Origin of the sequence: uncultured Treponema sp. (genome assembly GCF_934725225.1) — a bacterium.
In the GTDB taxonomy this organism is placed as follows: Bacteria; Spirochaetota; Spirochaetia; order Treponematales; family Treponemataceae; genus Treponema_D.
In genome coordinates, this window is record NZ_CAKVAM010000003.1 from 253,116 (window position 1) to 271,432 (window position 18,317).

Annotated in this window: 16 protein-coding genes and 1 pseudogene; 9 read left to right on the forward strand and 8 right to left on the reverse strand. The window is 40.3% G+C overall.

Translation table 11 applies throughout. The features are described 5' to 3' along the window. Positions 1-23 precede the first annotated feature (23 nt). Positions 24-197 (forward strand): annotated as a pseudogene (locus Q0H92_RS11325) (hypothetical protein); the annotation flags it as partial. A gap of 14 nt (positions 198-211) precedes the next feature. Here the strand turns inward: Q0H92_RS11325 and Q0H92_RS06100 are convergent. Then, positions 212-502 carry a hypothetical protein gene (locus Q0H92_RS06100; protein ID WP_296012963.1) on the reverse strand — a complete coding sequence of 97 codons (291 nt, stop codon included), beginning with the start codon at positions 500-502 and terminating at the stop codon, positions 212-214. A 205-nt stretch (positions 503-707) separates the two neighbouring features. Here Q0H92_RS06100 and Q0H92_RS06105 point away from each other — a divergent pair, with 205 nt between their 5' ends. Beyond that, the gene (locus Q0H92_RS06105; RefSeq protein ID WP_296012964.1) at positions 708-2,300 is read left to right on the forward strand and encodes a hypothetical protein; all 1,593 of its coding nucleotides are present in this window, start codon (positions 708-710) and stop codon (positions 2,298-2,300) included. A gap of 174 nt (positions 2,301-2,474) precedes the next feature. Here Q0H92_RS06105 and Q0H92_RS06110 read toward each other — a convergent pair whose 3' ends face one another. The 4 genes from Q0H92_RS06110 to Q0H92_RS06125 form a co-directional block, all read right to left on the reverse strand. Next, positions 2,475-3,449 (reverse strand): extracellular solute-binding protein, encoded by a 975-nt coding sequence (locus Q0H92_RS06110; protein WP_296012966.1) that lies wholly within the window; start codon positions 3,447-3,449, stop codon positions 2,475-2,477. Between the two features lie 101 nt (positions 3,450-3,550). Continuing rightward, entirely contained in the window at positions 3,551-5,191 is a 1,641-nt protein-coding gene (locus Q0H92_RS06115; protein ID WP_296012968.1) for an ABC transporter permease subunit, read from the reverse strand. Between the two features lie 45 nt (positions 5,192-5,236). Beyond that, complete coding sequence (locus Q0H92_RS06120) at positions 5,237-5,980, reverse strand: ABC transporter ATP-binding protein (RefSeq protein ID WP_296012971.1); 744 nt, start codon at positions 5,978-5,980, stop codon at positions 5,237-5,239. Between the two features lie 27 nt (positions 5,981-6,007). Next, the gene (locus tag Q0H92_RS06125) at positions 6,008-6,895 is read right to left on the reverse strand and encodes an NTP transferase domain-containing protein (RefSeq protein WP_296012972.1); all 888 of its coding nucleotides are present in this window, start codon (positions 6,893-6,895) and stop codon (positions 6,008-6,010) included. A 322-nt stretch (positions 6,896-7,217) separates the two neighbouring features. On the opposite strand from Q0H92_RS06125, the gene aepX reads away from it, so the two are divergent. The 3 genes from aepX to Q0H92_RS06140 all read left to right on the forward strand — a co-directional run bounded on the left by aepX (position 7,218) and on the right by Q0H92_RS06140 (position 11,700). Beyond that, complete coding sequence (gene aepX, locus Q0H92_RS06130) at positions 7,218-8,519, forward strand: phosphoenolpyruvate mutase (RefSeq protein ID WP_296012974.1); 1,302 nt, start codon at positions 7,218-7,220, stop codon at positions 8,517-8,519. 206 nt (positions 8,520-8,725) lie between these two features. Then, positions 8,726-9,865: a phosphonopyruvate decarboxylase gene (aepY, locus tag Q0H92_RS06135; RefSeq protein WP_296012975.1), complete on the forward strand. Its 1,140-nt coding sequence runs from the start codon at positions 8,726-8,728 to the stop codon at positions 9,863-9,865. Further along, a complete protein-coding gene (locus tag Q0H92_RS06140; RefSeq protein ID WP_296012978.1) occupies positions 9,865-11,700 on the forward strand; it encodes a 2-aminoethylphosphonate aminotransferase in 1,836 nt (611 codons plus the stop codon). Before aepY ends, Q0H92_RS06140 begins: the two co-directional genes overlap by 1 nt. 169 nt (positions 11,701-11,869) lie before the next feature. Here the strand turns inward: Q0H92_RS06140 and Q0H92_RS06145 are convergent, their stop codons facing one another. The 3 genes from Q0H92_RS06145 to Q0H92_RS06155 form a co-directional block, all read right to left on the reverse strand. After that, positions 11,870-13,063, reverse strand: coding sequence for a hypothetical protein (locus tag Q0H92_RS06145; RefSeq protein ID WP_296012980.1), 1,194 nt, complete (start codon positions 13,061-13,063; stop codon positions 11,870-11,872). Between the two features lie 99 nt (positions 13,064-13,162). After that, positions 13,163-14,692, reverse strand: coding sequence for a ribonuclease Y (rny, locus tag Q0H92_RS06150; RefSeq protein ID WP_296013222.1), 1,530 nt, complete (start codon positions 14,690-14,692; stop codon positions 13,163-13,165). Between the two features lie 216 nt (positions 14,693-14,908). Then, the gene (locus tag Q0H92_RS06155; protein WP_296012982.1) at positions 14,909-16,093 is read right to left on the reverse strand and encodes a galactokinase; all 1,185 of its coding nucleotides are present in this window, start codon (positions 16,091-16,093) and stop codon (positions 14,909-14,911) included. A gap of 276 nt (positions 16,094-16,369) precedes the next feature. Between Q0H92_RS06155 and rpsP the strand changes: the two genes are divergently transcribed. From rpsP to trmD, 4 genes are read left to right on the forward strand one after another with little or no spacing between them, the layout of a single operon-like run. After that, positions 16,370-16,636 carry a 30S ribosomal protein S16 gene (gene rpsP, locus Q0H92_RS06160; RefSeq protein WP_013701207.1) on the forward strand — a complete coding sequence of 89 codons (267 nt, stop codon included), beginning with the start codon at positions 16,370-16,372 and terminating at the stop codon, positions 16,634-16,636. A 17-nt stretch (positions 16,637-16,653) separates the two neighbouring features. Beyond that, positions 16,654-16,887, forward strand: coding sequence for a KH domain-containing protein (locus tag Q0H92_RS06165; RefSeq protein WP_013701206.1), 234 nt, complete (start codon positions 16,654-16,656; stop codon positions 16,885-16,887). Continuing rightward, positions 16,887-17,492, forward strand: coding sequence for a ribosome maturation factor RimM (gene rimM / locus Q0H92_RS06170; RefSeq protein ID WP_296012984.1), 606 nt, complete (start codon positions 16,887-16,889; stop codon positions 17,490-17,492). Before Q0H92_RS06165 ends, rimM begins: the two co-directional genes overlap by 1 nt. A 5-nt stretch (positions 17,493-17,497) precedes the next feature. Beyond that, positions 17,498-18,310 carry a tRNA (guanosine(37)-N1)-methyltransferase TrmD gene (trmD, locus tag Q0H92_RS06175; protein WP_296012985.1) on the forward strand — a complete coding sequence of 271 codons (813 nt, stop codon included), beginning with the start codon at positions 17,498-17,500 and terminating at the stop codon, positions 18,308-18,310. Positions 18,311-18,317: the final 7 nt, after the last annotated feature.

The following is an 18,317-nucleotide window of genomic DNA, read 5'->3' on the forward strand; positions in this document are numbered from 1 at the left end:
CTTCTTTTTCTGAGCCTGACCGGATTTTTAGTTTTCAGCTTTTTGGACGGACTTTTTTTATAAACATTTTGCCGATTTTAATGACGGTAATTAACATCTTTTCCGGGATTTCATATTCAAAACAATCATCCTTTCGTGAAAAAATACAAATCTATGGGCTTGCGCTTGTGTTTCTTTTTCTTTTGTATAACTCGCCAAGCGGACTTGTAATTTACTGGATTTTTAACAACTTATTTTCATTTGCAAAGAACATAGTAAAATCCTGCAAAAATCCAGGAAAAATTCTCCATATCCTGATTTCAATATTTTCAATTTTATTGTCTTTGCTTTTCTGGATTTTAAGACCCGATGCAAACTTCTCAAAGAAAACCCTATTGACTTTAACTGCAATTTTTGTGTGGGCATTACCATTTCTTTTTAAATTTTCAAAAAAATTAAAAGACAGAGTCATTAAAGAAACAGAATCAAAAGAATATTTTCCACTGTTTTTATTTTCGTGCATCGGACTTGCAGTTTTGCTTGGACTTACGCTTCCATTAAATGTGATTTCTTCCGATGCCGCAGAATTTTCATTCATTGGAAACACGGAAAGTCCATTTTCATACGTTAAAACCTCTGCATTGCTTTTTACAGGGCTTTGCGTTGTCTGGCCACTCTTGCTATACAAAATGTTCGATAAAAATGCGAAAGTTTTTATGACAAAAGCTATGTTCACGCTTTTTGTTTCGGCAGTTTTAAATGCGTTTGTGTTTAAATTTAAGTATGGAAATTTAAATGTTCTTTTTAATATTCAAAGCAATATTCTTAGAAAATCACATTTTCTTCTAAATATTTTGTCTTTGACAAGTTTTGTTGTCATTGCCCTTATTGCTGCAAAGAAAAAAAATCAATGCTTTTATGTTTCTGTAATTTTGTTGATTTCACTTTCTACCATTTCATTAAAGAATGCAATAAAAACAAAAAAAGTCTTCGATGTTTATAAACAAAACATCTCAAAACAGAATGCAGACAATTTGACTGATGACATCAAACCGATTTTTCATTTAAGCAAAACAAAAGAAAATGTTGTTGTCTTTTTCTTGGACAGAGCCTGCTCCGCATTTTTTCCAATCATGCAAAAAGAAATGCCTGAACTTGCTGAAAAATTTAATGGATTTTCTTATTTTCCAAACACAACTTCTTTTGGACATGCAACTCTATATGGCTCACCTGCAATGCTAGGAGGCTATGATTATACTCCAGAGAATATGAACATCAGAGATAAAATTCCATTACAAGAAAAATACGATGAATCGGCGCTTGTTATGCCATTGAATTTTCTCGAAAATGGATTTTCTGTTAGTATTTCAGGACTTCCAGCTACAGAGTTTAGGGGAGAAAATGATTTTCGAGGTTTTGAAAATCATCCCAAAATAAAAACGTATGGAATTTTCAAAAGATTTATAAGAAGATATGAAAAAGAAAAAAATCAAAGCTTAAACTTTGATGAAATATGCCGAAAAGCTATTTGTAACTTTTCTATATTACAGGTTTTAGCACCAAAAGCAAGATACGATTTTTATGTAATCACAAAAAACAATGACTTTGAACACACAGAATCTTTTTTGAATAGTTTTTCAGGATTATTTTTTTTGCGTAATCTCACAGATTTTTCATCAACTGAAAAAGAATTTATTTTTATAGGGAATGAAACAACTCATTATGCAGCTTATATTAATACAGAAAATTACAATGAAATCTCAACAGAAAAAATTAAAAAAGATAAGGTTTCAAAAATCCTGAGTTCAACCAATGAAGAAACAATTATGTGTTATCAAGTTTTTGTTGCAACATTAAAACAAATCGGTCTTTGGATTGACTTAATAAAGGAAAATGGATGTTTCAATAATACAAGAATCGTGATTACTTCAGACCACGGACATGATCAAAAGATAAAATCTGGTTCAGACAAAGAAACAGATTTTTACAATAACAAAATGCTTTATTACAATCCGCTTCTTATGGTGAAAGATTTTAACTCTAATTCAGAGATAAAAGTTGACAATAAGTTTATGACTAATGCAGACACAATATTTTTGGCTTCGGACGGAATTATTCCAGAACTTAAGAATCCATTCCTCAATAAAGAGTTAAAACAAGACAAAGACAACGGTGTAAATGTTTATTGGAGTTACAACAAAGCAAATGATGATAACAGCCTGATTCCAATAGAAAAAAGATATACTTTGCCGCTGAAAGACGGATATAGAATAAAGAACGGATTTTTTGATATTTCCGGCTGGGAAGAAATAAGCCGCTGAAAAAATAGCGTTGATTTTATGGTCGTAAATTAGAAAATATAAAAAATCCCTGCGGACAACTAAAAAGTCTGCAGGGATTTTTTTTGGGGTTTAGGGGCGAAGCCCCTAGGTGAGTGGGTAGACCGCAACGAAGTGCGGGTGTAGGGCGAGACTTCGCCCTTCTAGTTTTAAATATTACTTGCAGCTTTCGCTGAGTTCCTGGTGCTTTCTAAGAAGTTCTGTTGTGAGGGTTTCCGGGAAAACTTTGCTGTTTGTCGCCTGATTTTCGGCATCAACGGTTTCGCCTTTGTACAGAACAACCGGGTAGTCCTTGATGATATTTGCGCGCGCGTTTTTGATGATACATTCCGCCATTTCCATAGCAAGCGGATTGTATTTTTTCTTGTTGATTACAGCAACGGATTCTGTAAGTGAGAAATTTCCTTCAACTGGGTCAACAAAATCAATAGGAAGTCCGGCTTTTTTGTCGCGCACAGCCTGATGTCTTAGTCCAAATCCAACTGCAACTTCACCGGAACGGATTTTCTTTATCGGGCCGGAACCTGAAAGTTCAAGGTGCGGACCTGCGTTCTTATAGATTTCCTTTAGGACTTCTTTTGCGTCGTCTTCACCATATTCAGAGATAAGAGCCTGAACCATAAGCCATGCGGTTGTGCTTCCCATAGGATCAACAACGCTCACAAGATTTTTATATTCGGGATTTCCCAAATCTTTTATGCTTTTTGGACAAGGAATCTTGTCTTCATTTAAAAGTTTTGTGTTCACAATCACAGCACCTTGAAGGGCAAGCAGCGGAGTATAAAATGCAGGATGCGCAACCGTCGAATCTGCCTGAAAAGTCAAATCCTTGAACATATTGTCCATCTGCTGGGCACTTTCAATATAGAAAGAGCTCATTGTAACAAGATCCGCCTCAATGTCTGAACCTTCGGCAAAAAGCTTTCCTCCAAGCTCGCTTGTTCCAAACGACTGAAAAATGTATTTTCCAGCAAATCCGTTTTCATCAAGCGCCTTTTTTACGGAAACAACCGCCTCGTCATCTGCATTTGAATAAATAATAACCTGCTTTTCCGCCTGATTTTTCTTTGAACAGCCAGAAAGCAATGCAACACACGCAAAAAGCGCGGTAAAAAGTCTGATTTTTTTCATTTTTCCTCCATGATAATTATTTTTTTATTATTGCTGCAAAATGTTAAATCAATGTAACGATTTATTCACATTCTTGTAAAATTCAGTTTACAAATTAGGATTTACTGCTTTCTATTCACAATCCCCTTAACGCTTTTCATTACAAGGTTAACCGCAAGAATCAGAAGAGAAAGTATGAAAATCTCGTTGAATTTCGCGAAATGCTGAAGTTCCTGGACTTTTGTGGTGATTACCATTGTTCTGGCTCCTGCAAGGAAAACCACCGCGCTTACTGTGACCATTCCGTTTATAAAAAGATAGCAGAAAATCTCAAGATGAGTGCGCATAACGTTCGGCGTAATAATCCGGGCAACAGTCTTTATCCAGTTGTCGCCAAGAATACGCGCTGTTGTCTCCCATGAGATATTCATTTTGTCCAGCGACGCTTTCATCATAAGATACGGAGTCGCAAAAAAGTGGACCAAGTTACAGCAGACAAGAATCGCAAGCGTGTTGTGGAGCGGCGTTTTTCTGAATGCAAGCAGAAAACTGATACCAAGAACCATTCCCGGAATCGTGTTTGAAACCTGGGCAATCGCTTCTATTATCTTTGTGCCGTGAATCAGACCTTTGTTCCGAGCTGAAACCAGCGCGCTAGCGTAAACAAGAATAGTTCCAAAAACTGCGGTGAAAAAACTCATCACAAGGGAATTTTTGAACACGCGCACAAGAGATTTATCATTAAAAACAGAAACAAAATGATTCAACGTAAAAGTGTTGTTATACGGCCATTCTGCAACAAATGGAGCCACAAAAACCACAACAAACGATGAAAGAATCAGAACGCAGATGACAACAGAAATAAATGTCCACAAAATATCGCGCAAAACATCTGGCTGATTGTCGTTTATTGCGATTTTATTATAACGAACGTTAAAACGCTGGAGATAATTCAAAAGAAGAATGCTTACAATTGAAGGGAAAAGCATACAGAGCGCAATCACAGAACCCTGGTGAAAATCCGGCAAACTTCCAAGCATTGTGTTGTACAAAAGCCCCGCGACAACCGTATACCGGCCGCCGATAGAAGCTGGAATACCAAAATCAGTGAACGCCAAAAAGAAACTCTGCACAACAGAAACCGCAATCGTTCCCAAAAGCGGCTGGATTACCGCAGTAAAAAAACTGCGCAGGCGGCTGTCGCCCATAAGCCGGCACACAACAATATATCGTCTGTCAATATAAGCCATTGTGTTTGTCAAAAGCGTGAATGAAATAGGAAAAGTATAGATAACGTAGCCAAAAATCAATCCTTTGAATCCATAAAAATCAAAGAACTGCTTTCCAATCAATTTTGTAAGAAGTCCGTTTTTTCCAAATGAATAGATTATCGCAAAGCCATAGGTGATTGTAGGAATCAGCATTGGAAAAACTGCAAGAGTGCGCAAAGTCTTTTTTGCCCAGACTGGAATATTTGTAAAATTAACTGTGTACGCAAGGACAAAGGCAAGAATCGTTGTAATAAGCGCACTTAAAAGAGAAACATTCACGCTGTGAGCAAAAGCTGTCCGCAATTTTCCGCCGGCAAAGACAGAAGCCACATTATTAAAACTGAACGCTCCGGAATTTAACGTGAACGCATTCTTAAAAAGCACAATTCCCGGAATGAAAATAAAAATGAAAAAGAAAAGAAGCACAACGTAAAAAGCCGCGCGCATCTGCTTATTTCTTATTTCCTTGAACATATCTTTTATTTTTGTCATTGAAAATTCCTTTTTTGAAGTCCAAAATCCGCCGCACACAAAGTGTTAAAGACTGAAAAGTTTGTAGATGTTGTTCTTCTTAACTTCAAGCTGCTTTAAGATAAAATCGTTCACAAACTGGCTTTTCGGATTCTTGATTATTTCTGAAGGCTCAGCGAACTGCTCGATTTTTCCCTTGTTCAGGATAAGAACTTTGTCGCTGATTGTAAGGGCTTCTTCCGGATCGTGGGTAACAATAATTGTTGTAAGGTGGAATTCTTTTGCGATTGTAACGATTTTTTCCTTTATTGATTCCTTGATTACTCCGTCAAGAGCAGAAAGCGGCTCGTCCAGAAGCAGGATTCTCGGCTTCATAACCATTGTTCTAGCAAGAGCGACGCGCTGTTTCTGTCCGCCTGAAAGCTGATCTATTTTTTTGTTAAGATGCTCTCGCAAATCAAGAAGGTCAATCAGGGCCTCAATTTCCTCTTTCGATGAGCGGTCCGGATAATTGCGCAAACCGTAGACAATGTTCTTGTATGCTGTAAGATTCGGAAAAAGCGCATAATCCTGGAAAACAATGTTAAATCCGCGTCGTTCCATCGGTGTATTCGTGATGTCGCTTCCGTTAAAGACAATTTTTCCTGAATCAGGCTGAAGAAGTCCAAGAATTATGTTCAAAAGTGTTGTTTTTCCGCCACCAGAAGACCCCAAAATTGAAACAATCTGGGAATCACCGATTTCAAGAGAAATGTCATTCAAGACCGTAGTTCCATCAAAAGATTTTTTTATTCCACTGATTTCTAACATTTTCCGTCCTTATTTACGATTTTTGCGTTATACATTGTATGCGCCATCAACTGCCTTAAGTTCATTGTAAGTGTCAATTTCTGTAAAATCTTCAAACGAGCAGCTGCGCACAACCAGATTAAAATCCTTGTTGCAATATGTTAAAGGAACTGAATCCCAATAACGTTCTTTTCCGCCTGGCATTTTGTACACTTTTTCAAGGCACTCGCCAAGTTTTTTTCCGTCCTCTTCCGTCCAGTATGAAATTCCGACCATCCTGAAACCGTCAGTTCCACCAACGCTTACTCCGCTGATTCTGCCTTTTTCAACAGAAAGACACCAGTCGTCCGTGCGCTCGCATGGAACTCCGCAATAATTTGACTGATACTGATATTTTGAGACAAGCCTCGGATTTTTCAGGATTATGTCGGATTCCAGAATATACGCGTTTTCCAGATAATTTTTTGCAGCCAAAAGTGAAGAAATATTGTTTCCTTCGTTGTAGGCCGGATTTTCCACAAATTTTATATCTGGATATTTGTATTTAAGCTGATCAAACTGGGCGGAAAGATAACCGCGCACAAGAACAATTTCTTTTATTCCTGCGGAAACAACCGCGTCCAGCAAAGATTCTATAATCATTTTTCCATGAACGCGGATAAGAGGCTTTGGAGTGTTCAATGTAATCGGCACAAGACGCGAACCAAACCCTGCCGCCAAAAAAACCGCCCGCCGAACCCTATAAGGCTCCAACGCATTCAAGCCGTTTTCTGAAATTTTGTCGCCATCAATAAAATGTTTTTCCACAAGCTCAGAAAATGTTGTGTTCACAGTTCCAACAGAATAACCTGTAAGTTTCGCAATCTGACGCTGAGAAAGTTTCTTTTTTTCTGCCTCGACAAGACTTAAAATGTCGAATTCTTTTCTTGAAAGCACAAAAACCGCCGTTTTCTTTAATTTTTGTTCAACAGATTCTGTTTTTTTATGTATTTTAACACATTTTTTACACAGATTTCTTTGTTTTCTGTTCAAATAATATACAAAAATTTTAATTTTTGAACAAGTTAACTTGACACTTTTTTATTAACAAACTATTTTGGAAAAATGCGGTAGCGATGAGAATGGAAAGCCGGAGGCTTTTTCCGAAACGAAGTTGAGGAATGGAGCGACAGCGAAACCATGACCGTAGCGACCGAAAGTTGAGCGGAGGCGAAACTTTTGGGACCGCCCTTATTTTTATCAGTTTGAGAGGTATTTCATGCCAAAAACAGTTTATCTGGGAATCACAGGCGATATTATTCACCCGGGAATTATTAATATTATCAAGGAAGGCGCAAAACTGGGTGAGCTTACGATTGGACTTTTGACTGACAGCGCGATTGCTAGCCACAAGAGACTTCCGTATTTGACTTACGAGCAGCGAAAAGAAGTTGTTGAAGACATAAAAGGTGTTGAGCGTGTTGTTCCGCAGGATGACTGGAGCTACGTTCCGAACCTGAAAAAATACAAACCTGATTTTATGATTCACGGCGACGACTGGAAAACGAATTATCTTTCAAAAATCCGCGAGGAATGTTTTGCGGTGATAAAGGAATGGAACGGCCAGATTGTCGAGATTCCGTACACAAAGGGAATCAACTCGACCGCGCTTGCTGAAAACGCAAAGGATATTGGAACTACGCCGGATATTCGCCGTGCGACTTTGCGCAGACTGATTGCGGCAAAGCCGGTTGTTCGCATTCTAGAAGCTCATTCTGGACTTTCCGGGCTTATTGCGGAGCATGCGAGCGTTACAAAAGAGGACGGAATCCACCAGTTTGACGGAATGTGGTCTTCTTCGCTGACCGATTCAACCAGCAAAGGAAAGCCAGACATTGAGGCGGTTGACCTTACAACGCGAATGCAGAGCCTTACAGACATTCTTGAATGCACAACAAAGCCGATTATCTACGATGGCGACACAGGCGGAATTCCTGAACATTTTGTCTTTACAGTCCGCACTTTGGAACGAAACGGTGTTAGCGCGGTAATTATTGAAGACAAAAAAGGGCTTAAAAAGAATTCGCTTTTTGGAACTGAAGCAAAGCAGGTTCTTGCAACAGAAGAGGAATTCTGTGAGAAAATCAGCGCAGGAAAGCGCGCGCAAGTTACAAAAGATTTTATGATTATTGCGAGAATTGAAGAGATTATCGCAGGATATTCTGTTGACGAGGCTCTTACAAAGGCTTTTGCCGCAGTCCGTGCGGGCGCAGATGGAATTATGATTCATTCAAAGGACAAGAGCGGAGCGGACATAAAAGAATTCTGCCAGCGATTCAGAAAAGAATATGACAAAATCCCGATTGTTCTTGTTCCTACAACTTACAACCAGTTCAAGGAAAAAGAACTTGCCGAATGGGGTGCAAACGTGATTATCTACGCGAACCACATGCTGCGTTCATCGTACCCGGCAATGAAAAAATGCGCAGAAACAATACTAGAAGCCGAACGCTCTCTTGAAACAGACGGAATGTGCATGCCAATCAAAGAAATCCTAGAGCTGATTCCGGGAACAAAATAGGAATTGGAATAGAAAATTTTAATAGCCAAAATGTCGAGTTTTGATAAGAACAGTAATTTAAGTGTCATTCCCGTGCTACGACACTGCGATGTTTACGCAGTAAACTCGGTCAGTAATCTGTTGGAAATTTTCAATGGATTATCGGGTCAAGCCCGATAATGACATTAAATTATAAAACTTGAAATTAAGGGTAATAAGGAAATATTATGATTAAAACTTCAATCTTATACAACGAGCTTTTAAAAAATGGAACTGACTTTTTTGCCGGTGTTCCAGACTCACTATTAAAATCTTTTTGCGCTTATGTTACAGACAATGCGCCTGCTGAAAAACATATAATTTCCGCAAATGAAGGAAGCGCGACCGCACTTGCCTCCGGCTACCATTTTGCCACAGGAAAAATTCCGCTGATTTATATGCAGAATTCCGGTGAAGGAAACATGATAAATCCGCTTCTTTCGCTTGTTGACCCGGACGTTTATTCAGTTCCGCTTTTAATTTTTATTGGTTGGCGCGGAGAACCTGGCGTTCACGACGAGCCTCAACACGTAAAACAGGGCAAAGTAACCTGTGCGCTTTTGGACGCAATGCAGATTCCCTACGAGATTTTAACCGAAGACGAATCAAAACTTTCCGCCCAGTTGAAAAAAGCATACGATTACATGAAAACAAACAGTGCGCCTTACGCTTTTGTAATCCGCAAGGGAACTTTTGAAGAATACACGCTGAAAAACAATATTCCTGTGAACGCAGAAATGAAACGCGAGCAGGCAATTGAAAAAATCATGCTTTCCGCGCCGGAAAACGCAGCTTTTGTTTCCACAACAGGAATGGCAAGCCGCGAACTTTACGAGCTACGCGAAAAACACGGAATGGGCCACGAAAAAGATTTTCTTACAGTCGGCTCAATGGGACACGCCTCGCAGATTGCGCTTTCAATCGCGATGCAAAAGCCTGATCGCCCGGTTTTCTGTATTGACGGTGATGGCGCTGCAATCATGCAGATGGGCGGAATTGCCACAGTCGGCACAAGAAGCCCTAAAAATCTTGTGCACTTTGTAATGAACAACGGCGCGCACGATTCTGTAGGCGGACAACCGACAGTCGGACTTGAGATAAAACTGCCGGAAATCGCGAAAGCCTGCTGCTACAAAAGAATTTATTCAGCAAAAAATGAAAAAGAATTGAGCGAAGTCCTTGCCAAAATCAAGAATTCCTTTGATGATAATACAAACGAGCTTACATTTGTTGAAGTGAAAGTAAGCAAAGGCGCGCGGAAAGATTTAGGACGACCAAAATCAACTCCGCAGGAAAACAAAAAAGCATTTATGGAGTTTTTAAAATAATGATAAGACAAGCGGTTATAATGGCAGGCGGTTTGGGCTCAAGATTCGGTGGACGCACAAAAGCAATGCCAAAAGGATTTATTGAGATTGATGGAATTGCGATGGTGGAACGCTCAGTCCAGAAACTGATTGCGGCAGGCGTTGAGGAAATCATCATCGGAACGGGACATTGCCACGAATATTACGATGAACTTGCAAAAAAATATCACTGCATCCGCACTGTCAGGAACGAAAATTACCAGAACACAAGCAGCATGGGAACGCTTGAAGTCTGCGCACCTTTTGTAAAAGGCACTGCCCTTCTTCTTGAAAGCGACCTTGTATACGATTCAATCGGGCTTTTTGTACTGGACAACGACAGCCGAAAAAACGTAATCCTTGCTTCCGGAAAAACAAACAGCGAGGATGAAGTTTACCTTGAGACCGATGAAAACGGCGTTCTTAGCGGCGTAAGCAAAAACAAGGCTGAAATAAAGAATGTCGCTGGCGAACTTGTTGGAATCTCAAAGGTCTCAAAAGAATTCCTGAACAAAATGGTGGATTTCTACAGCAGAACACGCACAGAAAACGCAAAAATCGACTACGAGACAGTTTTCAAGAAAATTGCGAAAGACGACCCTATTTACGTGCACAAAATTGAATATTATGCTTGGACAGAAATCGATGACGAAGCAATGCTTACACGCGCGAACACATTGATTTATCCGCGCATCAAGGAAAACGAGGAGCTAAGAAAAGTCCAGCGCGAAGTTCTTTTGAATCCGGGTCCTTCAACAACAACAGACAGCGTAAAATATGCGCAGGTTGTAAAAGATATTTGTCCGCGTGAACTTGAGTTCGGAAATCTTATGGAAAAAGTCTCAGAAGATTTGACTTCATTTGTGGCTTCCACAGAAAAATACACAACCGTAATGTTCGCCTGCTCTGGAACTGGCGCAGACGAAGCAATGATTTCAAGCTGTGTTCCGCCTGACGGAAAACTTCTTGTGGTTGACAACGGCTCTTATGGCGCGCGCCTTGCAAAAATCGCAGGAGTCTACGGAATCGAAACAGATATTTTCAAATCTTCAACATACGAACCAATCGACCTTGAAGCTCTTGAAAACCAGATGAAATCAAAAAAATACACGACATTTGCAATTGTCTACCACGAGACAACAACAGGACTTCTGAATCCGCTTGAAAAAATCTGCCCGATGGCAAAAAAATACGGAATGACAACAGTCTGCGACATCGTAAGCGCATACGCCGGCATGCCGATTGACCTTGAAAAGCTCCAGATTGATTTTGCGGCGGCGACTTCAAACAAGCACATCGGCGGAATGGCAGGAATCGGTTTTGTTATTTGCAAAAAAGACGAGCTTTTAAAGCAAAAAGACTGGCCTATGCGCAACTACTATCTGAATCTTTATGACCAGTACAAATATTTCCAGGAAACAAAACAGACAAGATTCACGCCGCCAGTGCAGACTTTCTACGCTCTGCGCCAGGCAATAATCGAAACAAAGCAGGAAACAATCGAAAAACGCTTTGAACGCTTTACCGGATGCTGGGAAATTTTAGTAAAATCACTAAAGGAAATCGGCCTGAAAATGCTTGTAAAAGAAGAAAACCAGTCGCATTTTATAACCGCAATCCTGATTCCAGAAACGCCAGAATACAACTTTAACAAAATGCATGATTTTGCGCGCGGGCAAGGCTTCACAATTTACCCGGGAAAACTCGGAAACATCGACACATTCAGAATCGCGAACATGGGTGACATAAAGCCAGAAGAAATGCAGCGGTTCACAGAAGTGCTCAAAGAATACATGAAATCGATTGGCGTGTGCTAAAAAAGTCGGGGCTGTCCAAAAGCATCTTTTTTGTCATTTTCGGGCTTGACCCGAAAATCTAAATGCATATATTGCAATCATTTAGAGATTGCTAACCGAGTTTGCTATGCAAATATCGCAGTATCAAGTGCGACAATGGCATTTAGAACTTATTAGACAGCCCCGATTTCTAATAATTATCCCACTTGAAGTCGTCGAAGTCTTTTATCTGAACTTCGTATTTGTTGCGGAAAAATTTTTCTATGTTGCGGATTGAAAGCGGCGTTTTGTTTTTGTAATTCGGGTTCAGATAAATGTAAGCGGAATAAAGGCTTTTGTAGTACTTTGAGCGCACGCTGTTGTCATCAATAAAAACGATTCCGGCAATGCTTTTTGAAACATCATAGACTTTTATTTTTTCAGTTTTATAGGCGGAAGAGTAATCTTTTGCAGGAAAATCATTTTTTGCAAGCTCCATAAAAGTGCGGCGGCTCAACGAACGGTAAAACATATTGTTGAAATTTCCAAAGTCCACAGTTTCTTCATTAAACCAGGGATTTTTTACCATTGTTATAAGTGAATATTCGTTGTCAACAAGCTTGTTTCCGTAGTCAAGAAATTTATATCTGTAAGCCTGTGCCATTGCAAACGGAGAATAGTCTTTTACAGTCAAAATCTCGCCCGGCCAGCTGATTCTAAAATTAAACGCCAGACCTGAATCAGAAGAATACGAAACAAAATTCTGATTTTTCTTCACTGCATTTTTCAAGAGCCTTTCAATTTCATGCCGCTTTGAAACAAGAGAATTTTTCACATCAAGATAATCAAGACTTGAAAGGTTTTCCACTCCGATTAAAATGTTTTTCTTAAATTCTTTTGCGGCATAATTTTCCACTGCTTCAAAAATCCGCTCAAAAATAATCTGATGAACGCAGTTGAACGACTTGACATCCGTAAAAAGCTTTTCATTTTTAAGCGAAAGGCACAAGTCAATGTCGATTTTTTCCTTCTGACCGTTTATAGCCGGAATGCTTTCCTTATGCCGCTTTATTTCAAGAAGATTTATATAAGAAATTCCAAGGAATTCTGAAAACTGCGAATAAAAGTCCAAAGCCACAAGTTCGCTGTAAGGTCCTGCCCAGCCTGAATATTTTGCCTCGCCAAGATTTTTTACACGTTCGCAGATTGTGTTCAGCGCGGTTTTGTTGTCCTTGAATTTTTCATTAAGCCGGCTCAGACGATTTATAAAATTAAAAGCAAACATATTAAGCGGATAAATATTAAGAGGCTGAATGCATTTGTTTGTGTTCCGTTTTTTCTTGATGATTTTTCTTATACCAAAAATATCGCGGATTATTTTTTCAAGATTTTCAACATCTGTCATAATAAAATCCTGTACCCTAAAACGCATTTTGTCAAACAAATTATTTTGAGCGTTCAAGAACACAAGAAAAAAGCCCCGGAATTTTCCAGGGCTTAAAAATTATCTTGCGTATTCAATAATGCGGGTTTCGCGGATCATTGTAATTTTGATTCTTCCAGGATAACGCAAGTCAGTTTCAATCTGCTTTGCAATCTGTTTTGCAAGATCTTTTACCTGATCATCCGGGATTTTGTCATTGTTTACAAGAATGCGAAGCTCACGTCCAGCTTGAATTGCATAGGCCTGCTCTACTCCGTGGAATTTCTTTGCAGTTTCCTCAAGATTTTCAAGACGTTTAACGTAATTGTCCACAGTTTCTCGTCTTGCTCCAGGGCGGGCTGCGCTTATCGCATCGGCAACCTGAACAATAACAGCTTCTATTGTCTGAGGCTCGCAGTCATTATGGTGCGCTTCAATCGCATTGACTACACGAGGATCTTCGCCCATCTTGCGTGCCATTTCCGCACCAACTTCGGCATGGTTCTGGTCGCTGTCATTTTCCGCGCCTTTTCCAATGTCATGGAGCAAAGCCGCACGTTTTGCAAGTTCCCTGTTCGCTCCAACTTCAGCGGCAAGAAGACTTGCAAGCTCTGCAACTTCCTTTGAATGAGTAAGAACATTCTGTCCGTAGCTTGTCCTAAAGTAAAGACGACCGATAGCTCTTATTGCTTCCTGGCTCATGCTATGCAAGCCAAGCTCAAACAAAGCCTTTTCGCCTTCTTCATAAATCTTCTGCTGAATCTCGCGTGTAACTTTCTGAACAATCTCTTCAATTCGCGCCGGGTGAATTCTTCCGTCGATAATAAGACGCTCCAAAGCCACACGCGCAATTTCTTTTCTTACAGGATCGAAACAGCTTATAACAACAGCTTCCGGTGTGTCGTCAATAATAATGTCAACGCCAGTCAAAGTTTCCAAAGAACGGATATTGCGGCCTTCACGTCCAATAATGCGACCCTTCATTTCATCGCTCGGAAGAGAAACTGTTGCGACTGTGATTTCGCTTGTAGTTTCTGTGGCAATGCGCTGAATGGCGGAAACAAGAATTTCCTGCGCTTTCTTTTCTGCATTAAGCTGAGCTTCCTGATCAATCTTGTTCAGCAAAGACTGAGCGTCATGGCGGGCGTCATTTTCAAGGTTCTTGATTATAAGAGCCTTTGCTTCTTCCGCGGTAAGCCCCGAAATTCTTTCAAGCTCAACCCGAAGCTTTCCTTCTTCCTCCGAAAGAACAGCCTCGCGCTTGTGAAGTTCCGCTACATTTAAAGCAAATTCCTTGTCGCGCTTTTCAAACTCCTGATTCCGTTGCTCCAAAAGCTCTTCTTTTTTGTTTACACGGCTTTCATAACGCTGCAGTTCTGTACGGCGTTCACGGTTCTCCCTTTCCTGCTGATTACGGTCCTGAATGAGTTGTTCTTTTGCCTGAAGAAGAATCTCTTTTTTCTGAGCTTCCGCTTCTTTTATTGCATCTTGTTTAACGCGCTCGGCTTTTTGCTCCGAGGCGGAAAGTTGAAATCTGGCATAAACCCAGCGAATTGTCCATCCAAGAAGTATTCCTGCTACAGGGAGAACAATGAACAATATCAAATTCATTGACATTTCATTTTCTCCTATCATTTAGTTAGAATAATTGATTTATTATAGTAATATATAAGAAAGAGAATGTCAAATAGTATAGTTTATTATATAGAAGAAAATAACTTTAGAATGCTAAATAAATTTTGAAGTCAGCAAAAGATATAAAAAATCCCCTGCTTTTATATGCTGAAAAAGAAACACATAAAAACAAGGGAAAATTTCAAAACTATTTTAGTTGAAGTGAGAAACTCCGTCGCCGCTTTCGCAGTCAAAGAATGAAGCTTCGTATCCTACAACTTTCTTGTATTCAGTCTGGACATTTTCAACAAACTGATTGATTTTATCTTTATGAACAAGAGCGATTCCGCAGCCGCCAAAGCCAGCTCCAGTCATTCTTGCTCCAATACATCCGTCCTGCTTCTGGGCAGTTTCCGCAAGAGTGTCAAGCTCAATTCCTGTAACTTCATAGTCGTTTTTAAGCGATTCATGGCTTTCGTTCAGGAGCTTGCCGAGTTTCTCAAGATTTCCGGCTTTCAATGCGTTCACGGCATCTTTTACACGCTGATTTTCATAGACACAATGCTTTGCGCGACGGACAAGAAGTTCATCTTTTATCAAAGATTTTGAATTTTCCCACTGTTCTGGAGAAAGCTCGCACAACGCGGAAATTTTCACGCCTCCGTCCTGAAGAATCTTCAAAGCTTCCTCGCACTGGCTTCTGCGCTCATTGTACTTACTGTCTGCAAGGCGGCGCTGCTTGTTTGTGTTCATGACAACAAATCTGTAGTCTCCAAGCTCAAGCGGAACATATTCGTATTCAAGCGTATTGCAGTCAAGGACAATTGCTGTATTCTTTTTTCCTGTGGAAATTATAAACTGATCCATAATTCCGCAGTTTACGTTCATAAAATTATGCTCGCTCATCTGGCCAAGCTTGGCAATTTCAACACGGTCGATTCCGAATCCAAAAGTTTCGCTTACGGCATAGGCAAATCCGCATTCAAGGGCAGAAGACGATGAAATTCCGCCGGCAGCAGGAACATTGCTTACCATAAGAATTTCAAATCCGCAGTCAAATTTAAAGCCTTTTTCCTTCATTTGGGAAAGAATTCCGTTTAGATAGTTCGCATATCCGTTTTCCTTGGCATATTTAAAGTCGTCATTGATGTCAAATTCATATCTTCCTGGGAATTTCAAATCATTGTAAACAACTTTTGTGTCATTGCGTTTTCTGATGGCAACATAAAGATAGCGGTTTATCGCAGCAGGGAAAACTTTTCCGCCGTTGTAGTCAATGTGCTCGCCTATAATGTTGATTCTTGCCGGTGAAGAAAAAATCTTTACAGAATCTTCTGTTCCGCCGTAAACTTTTACAAAATCAGCAGGAAGCGAATTTGGATTATACAATTCAGCCATTTTAAACCTCGCAATTCAAAAATTAAAGTGAGTTCTTAAAGATGTCTTTATGATAACAAAGAATTTTTCAGTTAGCAAGTTAAGAGAAAAAGCAAAGAGCAATCAGTTGCGCAAAGAAAATCTAAAATACTTTTTCCACGAAAACAAAAAGTCGCCTACAAAATTCTTCAACTTTAACAGCCCATAAACCCTTTTATCTCTTGAATTTACTGAATCTTTTCACTAAAATATTGGTTCACACTGTTTAGTGTGCAAAACTCATATCGGAGGAAAAAATTGGTCAAAATCAGACTAAAGAAGATGGGCACAAAAAAACGCCCAGACTACCGCATTGTCGTCCTTGACGCAGCAAAACCACGTGATGGCGCAACAATCGAAGAAATCGGACAGTACCATCCAATCGCTGCAGAGGGAAGCCAGACTTCTTTCAATGAAGAACGCGCCAAATACTGGATCAGCGTTGGAGCTCAGCCTACAGAAATCGTAAAAAAGATTTTCAGACAGGGCGGATTGGCTGCTGACGGAACAAAAATCACCAAATAACTTACAGGGAGCACAACATGGAAAAAGACCTGATTGAATTTATTGCAAAGTCATTGGTCGATGATCCAAATGCAGTCTCTGTAACGGAAACCGAAGGCGAGCGCGGACCTGTTCTTCAGTTAAGCGTTGCACAAGGTGATATTGGCAAGGTTATTGGCAAATACGGTCGTATTGCAAAAGCTCTGCGTACTGTTTTAAGCGCAACGTCAAATAAAGACGGAAAGCATTACAGCCTGGAAATTCTGGACTGATGGCATCGAATGCGATGACAGAGCGGTTTGTAGTTGGTATTGTCCGCGGTTCCCATGGAATAACGGGCGAATTCAAAGTAGAAAGCACTTCCGGCGAGTACGGGCATTTTGCAAGTATGGAAGAAGTCGCTTTGTCAGACGGAACAGCTGAAAAAACTTTCAAAGTTGAATCAACCAAGGAAGCGGCGTCCACTCTGTACATGAAACTAGCAGGAATAAATTCACCTGAAGAAGCTGCAAGATACAACAGGTGGAAAATCGTAGTTCCGCGCAAGAATGCTCATAAACTGCAGAAAAATGAGTGGTATATCGAGGATTTAAAAGGATGCTCGGTATGGTATAAAAAGGAAACGGCGGGCAATACCGCACCGGCAATTGACGAAAATTCAGTTGTTGGAACAGTCACAAACGTAATGGAAGGCGGATCAGATTATCTCGTTGAGATTTTGCTGTCCGAGGCTTGCAGTTTTTTGGACGATTCGGTTAAGCTGAATAAGAATGGCGGAGCAAGAAAAGTTTTTGTTCCATTCAAAGACCAGTTTATCGGCAAAGTCGATATTGAAAATAAAACTATGCAGCTCATGCACCTCTGGATTCTGGAGTAATTCCTATGAAATTTACTGTGCTGACCTTATTTCCTGAAATTCCGCGCGCTTTTTTTACAAGCTCGATCATGGCGAAAGCGGTAGAGAAAGGAATTATTGCCTACGATTTGGTCAATATCAGGGATTTTGCCTTTGATAGACACCACACTTGTGATGACGCTCCCTACGGCGGAGGCGCTGGACAGCTTTTGCTCCCGGAACCTCTAGGACTGGCATTGGACAGTGTAGAAGCATACAAAAAGACGAAGCATGTTATTTATGTTACGCCAAGCGGAAAGCCTTTTACACAGAAAAAAGCTCAGGAACTCAGCCGGAAAGATGAAATTGTCCTGATTTGCGGAAGATATGAAGGTATCGACCAGCGGATTATTGACTCCTACGTTGACGAGGAAATCTCCATAGGGGATTACGTAATGTCCAGCGGAGAAGTTGCCGCTACAGTTATTGTAGACACAGTTTACAGACTTGTTGACGGCGTAATAACCAGCGAATCTTTGGATGAGGAAAGTTTTTCGGGCAGCCTTTTGGAATATCCCCAGTATACAAGGCCGAATGTATACAAAGGCATGGAAGTGCCGGCTGTTCTAAGCAGCGGAAACCATGAAGAAATCCGAAAGTGGCGGCTTTTTAAGAGCCTTCAGAAAACCTTGCGGAACAGGCCTGATCTGATTCAAAAGGCAAGAGCTGACGGTACTCTTACAGAAGAAGCAGAAAAAATGATCGGGACGCTTACGGACTTTGTAACATACAAGAACGACCGCAAGCAAAAAAGCAAGCTGCGTTATGTTCAGTCAAGAACAAAAGACAGCGGCAAATAGGAGATAA